The sequence below is a fragment of the Mesorhizobium sp. Primo-A genome (assembly GCF_003997175.1).
Taxonomy (GTDB): domain Bacteria; phylum Pseudomonadota; class Alphaproteobacteria; order Rhizobiales; family Rhizobiaceae; genus Mesorhizobium; species Mesorhizobium ciceri.
In genome coordinates, this window is record NZ_RZTG01000025.1 from 40,315 (window position 1) to 52,400 (window position 12,086).

Annotated in this window: 14 protein-coding genes; 8 read left to right on the plus strand and 6 right to left on the minus strand. The window is 63.2% G+C overall.

The features are described from left to right. Positions 1-285 precede the first annotated feature (285 nt). Together EOC83_RS30690 and EOC83_RS30695 are read left to right on the plus strand one after the other, a co-directional pair. Positions 286-504, plus strand: coding sequence for an exopolysaccharide production repressor protein (locus EOC83_RS30690; protein ID WP_224674556.1), 219 nt, complete (start codon positions 286-288; stop codon positions 502-504). A gap of 613 nt (positions 505-1,117) precedes the next feature. Further along, the gene (locus tag EOC83_RS30695) at positions 1,118-1,420 is read left to right on the plus strand and encodes a DUF1236 domain-containing protein (protein WP_013530629.1); all 303 of its coding nucleotides are present in this window, start codon (positions 1,118-1,120) and stop codon (positions 1,418-1,420) included. Positions 1,421-1,503: 83 nt separating this feature from the next. Here EOC83_RS30695 and yghU read toward each other — a convergent pair whose 3' ends face one another. Further along, on the minus strand, positions 1,504-2,370 hold the full coding sequence (gene yghU, locus EOC83_RS30700; RefSeq protein ID WP_013530630.1) for a glutathione-dependent disulfide-bond oxidoreductase: 867 nt from the start codon (positions 2,368-2,370) through the stop codon (positions 1,504-1,506). Between the two features lie 195 nt (positions 2,371-2,565). Between yghU and EOC83_RS30705 the strand changes: the two genes are divergently transcribed. Beyond that, complete coding sequence (locus tag EOC83_RS30705; RefSeq protein ID WP_024501724.1) at positions 2,566-3,471, plus strand: S1C family serine protease; 906 nt, start codon at positions 2,566-2,568, stop codon at positions 3,469-3,471. 15 nt (positions 3,472-3,486) lie between these two features. Further along, positions 3,487-4,461, plus strand: coding sequence for a LysR family transcriptional regulator (locus EOC83_RS30710; RefSeq protein ID WP_063168624.1), 975 nt, complete (start codon positions 3,487-3,489; stop codon positions 4,459-4,461). Positions 4,462-4,477: 16 nt separating this feature from the next. Here EOC83_RS30710 and EOC83_RS30715 read toward each other — a convergent pair whose 3' ends face one another. Further along, positions 4,478-5,206 carry an SDR family oxidoreductase gene (locus EOC83_RS30715; RefSeq protein WP_024501722.1) on the minus strand — a complete coding sequence of 243 codons (729 nt, stop codon included), beginning with the start codon at positions 5,204-5,206 and terminating at the stop codon, positions 4,478-4,480. Between the two features lie 129 nt (positions 5,207-5,335). Continuing rightward, complete coding sequence (locus EOC83_RS30720; RefSeq protein WP_024501721.1) at positions 5,336-5,797, minus strand: MarR family winged helix-turn-helix transcriptional regulator; 462 nt, start codon at positions 5,795-5,797, stop codon at positions 5,336-5,338. 65 nt (positions 5,798-5,862) lie between these two features. Between EOC83_RS30720 and EOC83_RS30725 the strand changes: the two genes are divergently transcribed. Further along, positions 5,863-6,333: a cupin domain-containing protein gene (locus tag EOC83_RS30725; protein WP_024501720.1), complete on the plus strand. Its 471-nt coding sequence runs from the start codon at positions 5,863-5,865 to the stop codon at positions 6,331-6,333. Positions 6,334-6,354: 21 nt separating this feature from the next. Here EOC83_RS30725 and EOC83_RS33430 read toward each other — a convergent pair whose 3' ends face one another. Beyond that, on the minus strand, positions 6,355-6,747 hold the full coding sequence (locus EOC83_RS33430; protein WP_244514320.1) for a hypothetical protein: 393 nt from the start codon (positions 6,745-6,747) through the stop codon (positions 6,355-6,357). Between the two features lie 481 nt (positions 6,748-7,228). Between EOC83_RS33430 and EOC83_RS30735 the strand changes: the two genes are divergently transcribed. Continuing rightward, complete coding sequence (locus EOC83_RS30735; RefSeq protein ID WP_027160818.1) at positions 7,229-7,828, plus strand: YdeI/OmpD-associated family protein; 600 nt, start codon at positions 7,229-7,231, stop codon at positions 7,826-7,828. Between the two features lie 241 nt (positions 7,829-8,069). Further along, on the plus strand, positions 8,070-9,203 hold the full coding sequence (locus tag EOC83_RS30740; protein WP_224621835.1) for a transporter substrate-binding domain-containing protein: 1,134 nt from the start codon (positions 8,070-8,072) through the stop codon (positions 9,201-9,203). 91 nt (positions 9,204-9,294) lie between these two features. Here the strand turns inward: EOC83_RS30740 and EOC83_RS30745 are convergent, their stop codons facing one another. Then, positions 9,295-9,576 carry a hypothetical protein gene (locus tag EOC83_RS30745; protein ID WP_082826505.1) on the minus strand — a complete coding sequence of 94 codons (282 nt, stop codon included), beginning with the start codon at positions 9,574-9,576 and terminating at the stop codon, positions 9,295-9,297. 281 nt (positions 9,577-9,857) lie between these two features. Between EOC83_RS30745 and EOC83_RS30750 the strand changes: the two genes are divergently transcribed. After that, positions 9,858-11,480 (plus strand): ABC-F family ATP-binding cassette domain-containing protein, encoded by a 1,623-nt coding sequence (locus EOC83_RS30750; RefSeq protein WP_013530640.1) that lies wholly within the window; start codon positions 9,858-9,860, stop codon positions 11,478-11,480. Positions 11,481-11,483: 3 nt separating this feature from the next. Here the strand turns inward: EOC83_RS30750 and EOC83_RS30755 are convergent, their stop codons facing one another. Further along, positions 11,484-11,924 carry a hypothetical protein gene (locus EOC83_RS30755; RefSeq protein ID WP_013530641.1) on the minus strand — a complete coding sequence of 147 codons (441 nt, stop codon included), beginning with the start codon at positions 11,922-11,924 and terminating at the stop codon, positions 11,484-11,486. Positions 11,925-12,086 lie beyond the last annotated feature (162 nt).

The following is a 12,086-nucleotide window of genomic DNA, read 5'->3' on the forward strand; positions in this document are numbered from 1 at the left end:
CGTGCCGGCGTTTGTTCCGGACCCGAAGTGCAAAGACCGGCGTGCTTCTGGATTGTCGACGGCTGGCGTGTCAGCCCAGCCCGCCAGCACCGCGGCCGCGGCCCGCACAGTTGCCAAGTTGCCGTGCAAATGGAGAACGCATTGCGGCGACTGACCCCTTACTTGCGAAGTTGCTAAAATAATGAAATGTTGTCCGCGGGAAATGAAATGAGGCAGGGACTGGTTGGAACCGGCGCGGTTTCGACGGTTTTGGAAACCATGTATTTTGGACAGTTTCTGGTAGGAATGTCAGCCACGGCCGTCATCGTCGCGGTCTGGACCTATATGACCACCGGCTCCTTCTGGGAGGCATTTGCCTGGACGATAGCGACGCTGCTTGTCCTGCAGGTCGGCTACTTCGTGCTCGTCGTGAGGCTGATCTTCAGGCGCGCACATGACATCGTGCCGAGCCAGGATCCGGTAGACGCCTTTCCGCCATTGCATCGCGACGGTGTCCAGCTTTGAGACCGGGTGACCGGGACCGATCAGGAATGGCGTTTCCATACCAGGCCGTCCACTCGAGCGCGTGCGCCGGGGCGCTCGGGGAACGTCGCCACCAGCGCGATCACGACCGACGGCAAGGTGTTTGGTCGCTGAGACGGCTTCTGAGCATATCCCTGCTGGAGATTTCGGCCAGCGTTATCATGGGAACAGGATGCATGCGCGACCGCTCCGCATTGTGCTCAGGCCGACAGGTTGGGAACAAGTGCTGATGCTTCGCGTTCTCTGGCAGTGCCGATGAGGTTGCCGCCTCCATCGGTGCCGTTATGGCTCGCTCTGCTCCCGGCGGGGCGAGCCCTTTTCGTGCTGGAGCCTTTCAAATCGTCCAGATGAAGAGGCGGATGCGCGGCCGATTTGGCGCACTGGTGCTCAGATTGAATTTTTTCCCTTTAAATATCCGTACATATCTGTGCAAGTTTTCAAACTCTTGAATGCTGTCTGCCGAATGTTTGATCAGCAACCAATCAATATCCAGGCTGCAATCGTAATATCTTCAATTCTGAAGTTACGATGGAACCGCATGGCAGCGGTGGAGTTTTTATGGAGGGCGGAATTCAGTTATCACTAGGAGATGGCCATGAGACTTTATCTTACGAGCGCGGCGACCGCCGTCGTCCTGATGGGCGGGATTGGTGCGGCGCTGGCGGAAAACGTCGTCGTCGTCCAGCCGGAGCAGGAGACAGTCGTTCGCGAATACATCAAGAGAGAACCGCTTGCCTCGGTGAACCTTCTGGGCGTCGAGCTCAAGCTCGGCTCGTCGGTGCCGGATACGGTCGAACTGCGTGAGGTGCCCGACGTCAAATACCGCGTCGCGGTGATCAACGACCAGACGGTCCTCGTCGATCCGGAGACCCGCCAGATTGTTGAAGTGCTGCACTAGGGATTCCGCAGTACTGGACCTTGGGAAAAACCCGCCCCGACGTCGCGTCGGGGCGGGTTTCCTTTGCCGCGACCCGCGATGGCCTATTCGGCGGCCAGTCTATCCTGCGTCTTGGTCTCGAAATCGCTGGCGTCGTGGCGTTCATGCAGTTGCATGGCAGGCTCACCGAAGGCGCGGTTGACCATGCGCCCGCGCTTGACCGCCGGGCGGGCGTCGATGGCCTTCGCCCAACGCTGCACATGCTTGTACTCGTGCACCGACAGGAACTCGCCGGAATCATTGTACATGCGGCCGAGTGCCAGCCCGCCATACCAGGGCCACACCGCCATGTCGGCGATGGAATAGTCCTTGCCGCCGAGATATTCAGTCTCGGCCAACCGGCGGTCGAGCACGTCCATCTGACGCTTCACCTCCATCGAGAAGCGATCGATGGCATATTCGAACTTTTCCGGCGCATAGGCGTAGAAGTGGCCGAAGCCGCCGCCCAGATACGGCGCCGAGCCCATCTGCCAGAACAGCCAGGACAGCACCTCGGCGCGGGCCGGCTGTTCGGTCGGAAGGAATTCGCCAAACTTTTCGGCGAGATAGACCAGGATCGAGCCGGATTCGAAGATGCGCACCGGTGTGGTGCCACTGTGGTCCATCAGGGCCGGAATCTTGGAGTTTGGATTGACCTCGACGAAGCCGCTGCCGAACTGGTCGCCATCGTTGATCCGGATCAGCCAGGCATCGTATTCGGCACCCTTGTGGCCGCGCGCCAGAAGCTCTTCCAGCATGACGGTGACCTTGACGCCGTTCGGCGTCGCCAGCGAATAGAGCTGCAACGGATGCTTGCCGACAGGCAGTTCCTTGTCATGCGTCGGCCCGGCGATCGGCCGGTTGATGCTGGCAAAGGCTCCGCCGCTCGGCTTGTTCCAGGTCCATACTTTCGGCGGTGTGTAGTCGGTCATTTCGTGGCCTCGTGTCGGGGAAGGATGGCAGGTCGCCATTAACTAGGGCTGCGGATGTGTAAGTTCAACTTGCGTTGAACTATTATCGATGCCCGCAGTGCCAACATCGGCAATTGGGCTCTTCCTTACCCTTGCGCCTTCTCCTGCGTGGCATACCTATAGAAGATGTCGCCAAAGCCCACCCAGGACAAAAGCATGACCATCAATCCCAATCTGCGCTCGGTCGTGGCCGTGCGGGCCACTGTTCCCGAAGATGCCTTTACGGCCGGGGCGCTCGGCACGCTCAGGGAAGGCAGCGGCGTCGTCATTCGCAATGACGGGCTGGTGCTGACCATCGGCTATCTCATCACCGAAGCGGAAGAGGTCTGGCTGACCAGCCATGACGGCCGCGTCATCCCCGCGCACGCGCTGGCCTATGACCAGGAATCGGGCTTCGGCCTGGTGCAGGCGCTGGCGCCGCTCGGCCTGCCGGCGGTGGCGCTGGGCGATGCCGGCAAGGCCAGGATCGGCGACGCCGTGGTGCTGGCCGACGGCATCGGCCAGTCGGTGCAGGCCAGGATCGTCACCAAGCAGGAATTCGCCGGCTATTGGGAGTATCTGCTCGACGAGGCGATCTTCATTGCGCCGGCGCACCCGTCCTGGGGCGGTGCCGGGCTGTTCGGCGCCGATGGCTCGCTGCTCGGCATCGGTTCGCTGCGCCTGCAGATGAGCCGCAATGGCGAGGTCGCCGATATCAACATGGTGGTGCCGATCGATCTGTTGCCGCCCATACTCGACGATCTCCTGACGCGCGGCCAGGTGGCCAAGCCGCCGCGTCCATGGCTCGGCGCCCTGTCGGCCGAAAGCGATGGCAGAGTGGTGGTGATGAGCGTGACCGAAGGCGGTCCGGCGGCCAAGGCTGGCCTGCGCCAGGGCGACATCATCTCGGACATCCGCGACGGCGCGGTCGATGGACTCGCCGATTTCTATCGCAAGCTGTGGGAGAGCGGCTCGGCCGGTGCCGAGATTCCGATGCGGGTGCTGCGCGACGGCCGCGAAACCTGGCTGCGCGTCAAGTCCGCCGACCGCGGCAGTTTTCTGAAGAAACCGCAGCTGCAATAGCGCGTCAGCCACACGATGCATCCAAGACTGCTCAAAACCTTCCTTGCGGTGGCGCGGAGCCGCAACATCACGCGCGCCGCAGAAGTGGTCCACCTCGCGCAATCGAGCGTCAGCGACCAGATCCTGGCGCTCGAGGCCGAGCTTGGCGCTGCCCTGTTCACGCGCGCGAAGTCCGGTCTCGAGCTGACGCCGGCAGGCCTAGCGCTGCAGCCGATCGCCGAGGATTTGTTGCGGCTCGACGGCGAGGCGCGCGCGGCCGTGCAGGCAGCGGCAGGTTCGACAAGCGGGCACCTGACCATCGGCGCGCTGGAGACGATCGCGTCGGCCAGGCTGGCGCCTTGGCTGCCCGGGTTCCAGGCCGGCCATCCCGACATCACCGTGCGGATGAAGGTGGCGGGCAGCGGCGCGCTGCTGCGCCAATTGGAGGATGGCGACATCGATGTCGCGTTCTGCTTCGACCGCCGTGATTTCGCGAAGGGCGCGTCGGATAAACACTTCGCCAGGCGCACGATAGCAGCCGAACCGCTGGTGCTGGTCGCGGCTCCGGGGCAGGGCAGCGTGCCAGGCGACCTTGCCGCGCTTGGCGAACTGCAGTTCGTGGCAACGGAGCCCGGATGTATCTACCGACACATGTTCGACACGGCCTTTGCCGAGGCGGGCGCTGCCGCACCCAGACTTGCCAACGAGGTCGGCAGCATCGGCGCCATTGCGCGGCTGGTGGCGGCCGGCGCGGGGCTCGCCCTCGTTCCACGCCTGGCCGTCCCGGATGCGCTCGCACGCGGCGACATCGTCGAAATGCGATGGCCCGGCCAGATGCGGACGGCGCCGCTGGTGATGATCTGGCGCCGCCGGCGCGTCCAGCTGCCGGCGCTTAAGCAATTGCTCACTGCCGCGCGCGACACGCTGGTGCCGGCCCTGCAGCCCGCCAAGGCTGGTTCAGGACTTGAATCGTCGAACCGCTCCAAGGCCTTGTTTGCAAACAACTCCTGACGGAAGCAGCGGCGGTTCAGATCAGGCGGTGGCCGCCCTCGACATGCAGCGTCGTTCCCGTGGTAAAGCCATTGCCGATCAGGAAGGCGATGGCGTCGGCGATATCATCGGGTTGGCCAATCCGCCCGACCGGCAGCCGCTTGGCCATCGCGGCTAACGTCTCGTCCTTCCTGTCGCCGGCCACTTGCGCCCAGATCGTGGTGTCGACCCAGCCGGGTGACACGGCATTGACGCGGATCGGCGCCAACTCGACCGCCAGCGCCCGCACGAGGCCTTCGAGCGCTGCGTTGACAGCAGCAACGACGGAGCCGCGTGCGGCTGGGCGATAGGCGGCGATACCGGAGACGAAGGTCATGGAGCCGGATGCTGCCAGCCGCGGCGCACCGTGCTTGGCGAGCAGCAGCGGGCCATACAGCTTGCTCTCCACCACCTTTTGCGCCGCCATCAGGTCAAGCTCCGGCAGCAGCCGGTAGGCGCCTTCGATGTCGGCTGCGGTGCAGACGATGTGGTCGAGTCCGCCAATCGCTGCGAACAGCGCCGAGACCTGGTCTTCGCGCGCGATGTCGACGACGGCCGTCTCCAGCCCGGCGGGATTGCCGAGCGCCTCGCGCGCCTGCCGCAGCCGGTCTTGGCCGCGCCCGGCGATGATCACCTTGGCTCCGGCCTCGATGCAGCGCCTGGCCAGCGCCAGGCCCATGCCGGAGCCGCCGCCGACGATCAGGATTTTCTGTTTCGAAATGCTCATTTCGCTCTGCCTTTGCTTGGATGGACAAGGGCAGGAATTGGCAGTTCGGCGCGACAGAAGGAAACGGAAGAAACCGATAGTGCCATCGGAAAGGCCGATGGAGCAGGGCGGACGGGCGCCGTCTCTGGCTCAGCGCACCAGCGGACTTTCCCAGACGACAAACAGCAGAGCTTTCAGCTGGGCAAAGCGCTCCGGCCCAAGTTCGGTGCGCCATTCCTCCTCGATGTCGCGCAGGATATCGACCATTTTCCAGAACGCGGCATGACCGCGTTCCGTGGATCGCACCACGCGCGCACCGCCATCGCCGGGAATGTCGGAGCGGACGAGGTAGCCGTACCCTTCGAGACTGCTGAGCAGCTGGTTGATGGCCTGTTTGCTCATGCCGGCACGCTCGGCGATGGTGCCGGGCCGCGCGCCGTCCGGTCCGGGAAACTGCAACACCGCCATATGCGGCAGGCGCAATTCGTCGAAACCGGCGGCGTTGAGCTCCTTGATCAGCCGCCGCTGGATCGCTTGTGCCGGCACGCGCAGCAGGGCGCCGATCAGCAGGTTCTCGGTCTTGGTCTGTAGAACTTCCGTTGAGGTGGGCATTGACGATCCGGTAAATTGAGTTTACTGATAGCGAGTAAATGTAATTTACCGGAGGGCTTTGCGCAATGTCGGTCATGAATCTTCAGGTCAATCCAGCCAATGAGACCGGCGACAAGGGGCTGTCGATTCGCTTCCTGGTGACGGGCGACAGTTCGAACGGCAGCATCGCCGCCTTTGAGTTGAGGGTTGCCAGCGGACTGCGCCTGCTGGCGCCGGCGCACAGCCATGATCACTACGAAGAGACGATCTACGGCATTGAAGGGGTGCTGACCTGGACCGTCGACGGCAAGCCGATCGAGGTCGGACCGGGAGAAGCGCTGTGCATCCCGCGCGGCGCAGTCCATCGCTTCGACAACAATGGCAGCGCGGATGCGAAAGCGCTGTGCGTCGTCACACCAGCGGCGATCGGTCCGGACTATTTCCGTGAGATATTCGCCATGTTCCACGCCGCCGCCGGCGGTCCGCCGGACAAGGCTGGGATGATGGATATCATGCGCCGCCACGGGCTGACGCCGGCAGCGCCGCCGCCAAGCTGAAGTCGGTCGAAGAGGCGCCGGTCACGCGCCGCAAGCGCTGAAGGTGGTGCCGGGGTTCCAGTCCTTGAAGGCGATGGTCTGGCCTTCGACCGAGACGTTCCTGTGCTTGGTGCTGCCGTCCGGCTGCTTTTCGCTGCTGGTGCCTTTGCCGGTCAGCACATTGTACTCGCAGGCGCTTTCGGCATTCTCCTTCAAATAGTCATAGTGGTCATAGGCGAAGCCGGCGACGATGAAGGCATCATTGCGCCAGGCGATGGTCAGCGTCATGTCGGTCCGTTCGCTGCCGATCTCCATCGCTGGCAGGTAGAATTTGATCGAGCCGTTGGGCAGCATCGTCAGTTCCGGCTCGGTGTCGGAGTTCTCGTAGCCCGCCCGCTCGTAGCCGTTCCATTCCCCTTGGATCTGCTCGTGCACGATCTCGACGGGTTTGAGGTAATTGTGCTCCTGTCCCTGAGGAAGAAGTGGACGTCCATCGGATGGCCGGGTTCGGTCTCCACCACCATGGCAAGATCGACGGCGCCGTCGCCATTGAAATCGCCAGTCACAGCCGTGATGATCTTCCGGGTTTCGATCGGCTCGGCGAGGGTGGCCGTGGGGAGAAACAACACAAAGGCGAGCAACAGAGATTTCATGCGTATTCCCCCGGGAGCGAGACGGCGTGCCCGAGCACGAGCATGGCAGGTATTCCGGGACTTTCTACAGTGGGGCGGGAAGAAAAATGTTCGGGCCGACGGGCGCGAAGGAACGCCGTGCGCGCCTGCCAAGTTTGCTGCCGGAAACTGACAGCAATTCATGCCACGATGCTGGCCAATGACGATGGGCATGATGCCGGAGGCAGGACGACAGTGAGAGCGATGACGCGAGGGGCAACAGCATCGAACGGGCAGGCCGACTGATGGCGCCGATCAAGGTCGATCCCGCCAAGGTCCACGAATTCGCGGATCCTGCCGGCTTCTACGCCTGGCTGAGCAAGCACCACGCCACGGAAACCGAAGTCTGGATCAAGGTGCACAAGGTGGGGTCGGGATTGAAATCGATCACCCCCAAGCAAGCCATCGACGTGGTGCTGTGCTTCGGCTGGATCGATGCGGTGCGCAAAGGGTTGGACGACAAGAGCTTCCTGCAGCGCTACACGCCGCGCGGCAGGAAGAGCATCTGGAGCCTGATCAACATCGACAATGTGGCGCGGCTGGTCGAGGAGGGCCGCATGACCGAGCATGGGCTCAAACAGGTCGAAGCGGCGAAGGCGGACGGGCGCTGGGCGCGCGCCTATGGCAGCGGCAAGGAGATGAAAATTCCCGATGATTTGCAAGCGGCCATAGACGCCGAACCCGCTGCGAAGGCGATGTTGGCAAAGCTCAGCGCGCAAAACCGCTTCGCGCTCGCCTTCCGCATTCACAACATGAAGACGGAGGCCGGGCGCAAGAGGAAGATCGAAGCGTTTGTGGCAATGCTGAAGCGCGGTGAGACGATCCATCCGCAAGGCAGGAAGTGAGGTTTGGCGCGAGTTCGTCTTCGGCGCCGCAAGCCTGTCCTCAAGGGATCCCTCGTTGCGCGAAGCGCTTCAGGATTTGAATCGCGAAATTGTTCCAACTGCTTGTTTTCGCGCAATTCGGGGTCGGCGTGGCGCGGCCGCTTCAGCAACGACATCGCTGGTGGACGGAGGAGGGCACGGCGGCTACCCTTCGAAAGCCGCGACGATCGAGCGGCGGACCGGTCGCTGGGAGTCGTTGCCGTTGAGAAGAGTTGCTTCGTGGACGATGGCGCTGGGTCTCATTGTCATCGTCGCGTGTGTGGGAGCCGGGGTCACGCTTGCCCAGACTTCGCCCGATCAGACTTCTCCCGACTTGGCTTCCCCCTCGGCCTCGCCGGCAAAAGAGATCTCGGTCGGGATAAAACAGGCGCCGCCTTTTGCGTTCAAGCTGCAGGACGGCAGCTGGTCGGGATTGAGCATCGACCTCTGGCAGAAAATGGCCGGGCGGCTCAACCTGCGCTTCCACTATGTCGAAGTGCCTGCCGTGCAGGACCAGATCGATGGCGTCGTCAGCGGCAGATTCGATGCGGCGATGGCCGCGATCACGGTCACGGCCGACCGCGAAAAGGCCGTCGACTTCACGCAGCCCTTCTTCACGACCGGGCTCGGCATCGCAACGCCGCTCAACAACCAGCCGTCATGGCGGCCGGTGCTGCATGCCCTGACGTCGTTCGGCTTCCTGCAGGCGGTTCTGGCGCTGGTCATCATATCGGTGGTGGTCGGCGTCCTCATCTGGATGTTCGAACGCCGGCACAATGACGATTTCGGCGGCGGCGTCGCCAAGGGACTGTTTTCCAGCATGTGGTGGTCGACCATCGCCGCGACGCAGGCCAGCACCGGTGATTTCGGCCCGCGAACCGTGCCGGGGCGCGTGCTGGCCGCGCTCTGGATGATGGGATCGATCATTGCGATCGCGGTGTTCACTGCGGGTGTCACATCGGTGCTGACGGTGACGCAGATGGAAGGCATGGTGCAGGGCGAAAGCGATCTCGCCGCGGTCAGGGTCGGCGCGGTGCAGAGCTCGTCGACGGCGTCCTATCTGGATTCGACCCAGATCCGTCATCAGGACTTTGCCTCGATCCAGCAAGGCCTCAACGCGCTTCGCGCCGGCAAGATCGACGCGCTGGTGCACGACAAGCCGCTGCTTGGCTGGCTGGTCGGGCAGAATTACGCGACAAGCCTGCAGGTTCTCGATGCGACGTTCGACCAGCAGCAATATGCCATTGCGCTGCCGCTCGGCAGCCCGTTGCGCAAGTCTCTCGATGTCGCCCTCCTGCAGACCATCGAAAGCGATTGGTGGAAGCAGGCCGTCTTCCAGTATCTGGGCGAGAAGTAGCCGGCAGCAATTTCAGCGGTGCTATGCGCTGGAAGAACCGCCGTCGCTATCCGAGAGTGGCGGCCTGTCTTTCAGGGATGGATGGTTGCTGTCACTGGTCCAGGTCGACCGGTGTCACGCCAAGAAGTTTCAGGGCATTGGCATAGGTCCGGATGCCTTGCGCCTGCTTGCGCTCGGCACAGAACCGGTTCGCCTTGTCCTGGAGTGCCGTTGCCTCGGCGATCTGGCTCGCGCTGGCACCGGGTTTGGCTTTGGTCTGGATGGCTCCGTCGAGTTGAAGACCGAGCCGGCTGCAATATTCGCTCCGGGTGACCGCCGCATCCGACTGTGCGACCGCAAGCACGGCGAGCGAAATGCCTGTCAGGGCAGCCATCCATCCGGTCGAACGTCGTTGCATGTTTCGGGACCATTTCTTCGCGTTGTGCCGCAGGCCGCGTGACCGCCGCGAGGGTGGTTATGACAGGCGATGTTTTCGCGAGTTTTTCCCGGATGTTGAATCTTGTTTCTGGAGTGTGTCTGGCGGTGAAGCTGCCAATCTCCCCCACGAGGGGGAGATCGGCGGTGTGCGGCGCTTGCGCCTCTTCCTTTGCGGCTATCCTTCGCGTAAGGCGCCGGGCAAATCGTTTCACGCAAGCAAAATTCCCCGGACACCGCATGATCAGACTTGAAAGCATCAGCAAGCAGAACGGCCGTCAGCTTGTCTTCATCGAAGCGTCGGCGTCCCTGCAGAAGGGCGAGAAGGTCGGCCTCGTCGGGCCGAACGGCGCCGGCAAGACGACGCTGTTTCGCATGATCACCGGCCAGGAGCAGCCAGACGAAGGCCAGGTGCAGGTCGATCGCGGCGTCACCATCGGCTATTTCAGCCAGGATGTCGGCGACATGGAAGGCCACAGCGCTGTCGCCGAAGTGATGAACGGCGCCGGGCCGGTCAGCGAAGTCGCGGCCGAAATGGCGGCCCTCGAGGCGGCCATGGCCGATCCCGAGCAGGCCGACCAGATGGACGAGATCATCGAAAAATATGGCGAGGCGCAGCACCGCTTCGAGGAACTCGACGGTTATGCGCTGGATGGCCGCGCCCGCGAAGTGCTGGACGGTCTCGGCTTTTCGCAGGAGATGATGGACGGCGATGTCGGAAAGCTGTCCGGCGGCTGGAAGATGCGCGTGGCGCTGGCCCGCATCCTGTTGATGCGGCCCGACGCCATGCTGCTCGACGAGCCGTCGAACCATCTCGACCTGGAGAGCCTGATCTGGCTGGAATCCTTCCTGAAGAACTATGATGGCGCGCTGCTGATGACCTCGCACGACCGCGAGTTCATGAACCGCATCGTCAACAAGGTGGTCGAGATCGACGCCGGTTCGCTGACCGCCTATTCCGGAAACTACGAATTCTACCAGCAGCAGCGGGCGATCGCCGATAAGCAGCAGCAGGCTCAGTTCGAGCGCCAGCAGGCGATGCTGGCCAAGGAGATCGCCTTCATCGAGCGCTTCAAGGCGCGCGCCTCGCATGCCGCGCAGGTGCAGAGCCGGGTGAAGAAGCTGGACAAGATCGACCGCGTCGAGCCGCCGAAGCGCCGCCAGACCGTGTCCTTCGATTTCCTGCCGGCGCCGCGCTGCGGTGAGGATGTCGTCACGCTGAAGAACGTCCACAAGGGCTATGGCAGCCGCAGCATCTATGAGGGGCTCGATTTCCAGGTCCGCCGCCGCGAGCGCTGGTGCATCATGGGCGTCAACGGCGCCGGCAAATCGACGCTTCTGAAGCTGGTCGCCGGCGCTTCCGAGCCCGATACCGGCACGGTCGCGCGGGGCCCAAGTGTCAAGATGGGATATTTCGCCCAGCACGCCATGGAGGTGCTGGAAGGCGAGCGCACTGTGTTCCAGACACTGGAAGACGCGTTCCCCCAGGCCGGCCAGGCGCCGCTGCGGGCACTCGCAGGCTGCTTCGGCTTTTCCGGCGACGAGATCGAGAAGAAATGCCGTGTGCTGTCAGGCGGCGAGAAGGCGCGGCTGGTGATGGCGCTGATGCTGTTCGACCCGCCCAACCTTTTGGTGCTGGACGAGCCGACCAACCATCTCGACATCGCCACCAAGGAGATGCTGATCACGGCACTTTCGCAGTATGAGGGCACCATGCTGTTCGTCTCGCACGACCGGCATTTTCTGGCGGCGCTTTCCAACCGCGTGCTGGAACTGACGCCCGAAGGCATCCACACCTATGGCGGCGGCTATACGGAATATGTCGAGCGGACGGGGCAGGAAGCGCCGGGCCTGAGGAGCTAACGGCTACCTCAGCGAGATGCTCATGCCGCTGAGGTCGGCGTTGACCTGCAGGCCGACCTGCCTGCCCGTCAATTCGAGCTGGGCGCCCTTGTCATTGGTCATGACGATCACCTGAGCCCCTTTGCCAAGCGCGCCGCCACCGCCCGCCGCACCGTAGACCCCGGTCACATCCCGCGCACGTTTGATGTGGCGCACGGTACCTCGGAAATAGGTCTTGGAGACGCCGAAGGCGAGACCGCCCGAGACGCCGCCGACCGAGATGGGATAGCGGCGGCCATGGAAGGTCAGCGTTCCTTCGCCTCCGGAGCCACCGACGAAGAAGGCCGCCTTGTAGACGGCGAAGCGGATCGTGCCGCTGTCGGCATGCGCGGCGCTGGCAAAGCCGATGCTCGCGGTGGCGACGGCGGCAACCGCTATGGAACGAAATCCGGATGAAATCTTCATGGTGAGAACTCCTCAATGTCGCCGCTTTGCCGGCCAGGATGTCTGGGTGGGATCAAAGCTACAACTGAACAGTCTCGCCCGCGGTTTGGTTCCAGGCCCCGTGATTTGGTTCCAGGCATCATTCGAATCCGGCTGCGGGAAGGCCGGGGAGAGGGCGGAGGG

Bases quoted from the DNA above. Each gene is read 5' to 3' on its own strand.
- EOC83_RS30690 (WP_224674556.1), top strand. From the start codon at position 286: ATGTCAGCCACGGCCGTCATCGTCGCGGTCTGGACCTATATGACCACC.
- EOC83_RS30695 (WP_013530629.1), top strand. From the start codon at position 1,118: ATGAGACTTTATCTTACGAGCGCGGCGACCGCCGTCGTCCTGATGGGC.
- yghU (WP_013530630.1), bottom strand. From the start codon at position 2,370: ATGACCGACTACACACCGCCGAAAGTATGGACCTGGAACAAGCCGAGC.
- EOC83_RS30705 (WP_024501724.1), top strand. From the start codon at position 2,566: ATGACCATCAATCCCAATCTGCGCTCGGTCGTGGCCGTGCGGGCCACT.
- EOC83_RS30710 (WP_063168624.1), top strand. From the start codon at position 3,487: ATGCATCCAAGACTGCTCAAAACCTTCCTTGCGGTGGCGCGGAGCCGC.
- EOC83_RS30715 (WP_024501722.1), bottom strand. From the start codon at position 5,206: ATGAGCATTTCGAAACAGAAAATCCTGATCGTCGGCGGCGGCTCCGGC.
- EOC83_RS30720 (WP_024501721.1), bottom strand. From the start codon at position 5,797: ATGCCCACCTCAACGGAAGTTCTACAGACCAAGACCGAGAACCTGCTG.
- EOC83_RS30725 (WP_024501720.1), top strand. From the start codon at position 5,863: ATGTCGGTCATGAATCTTCAGGTCAATCCAGCCAATGAGACCGGCGAC.
- EOC83_RS30735 (WP_027160818.1), top strand. From the start codon at position 7,229: ATGGCGCCGATCAAGGTCGATCCCGCCAAGGTCCACGAATTCGCGGAT.
- EOC83_RS30745 (WP_082826505.1), bottom strand. From the start codon at position 9,576: ATGGCTGCCCTGACAGGCATTTCGCTCGCCGTGCTTGCGGTCGCACAG.
- EOC83_RS30750 (WP_013530640.1), top strand. From the start codon at position 9,858: ATGATCAGACTTGAAAGCATCAGCAAGCAGAACGGCCGTCAGCTTGTC.
- EOC83_RS30755 (WP_013530641.1), bottom strand. From the start codon at position 11,924: ATGAAGATTTCATCCGGATTTCGTTCCATAGCGGTTGCCGCCGTCGCC.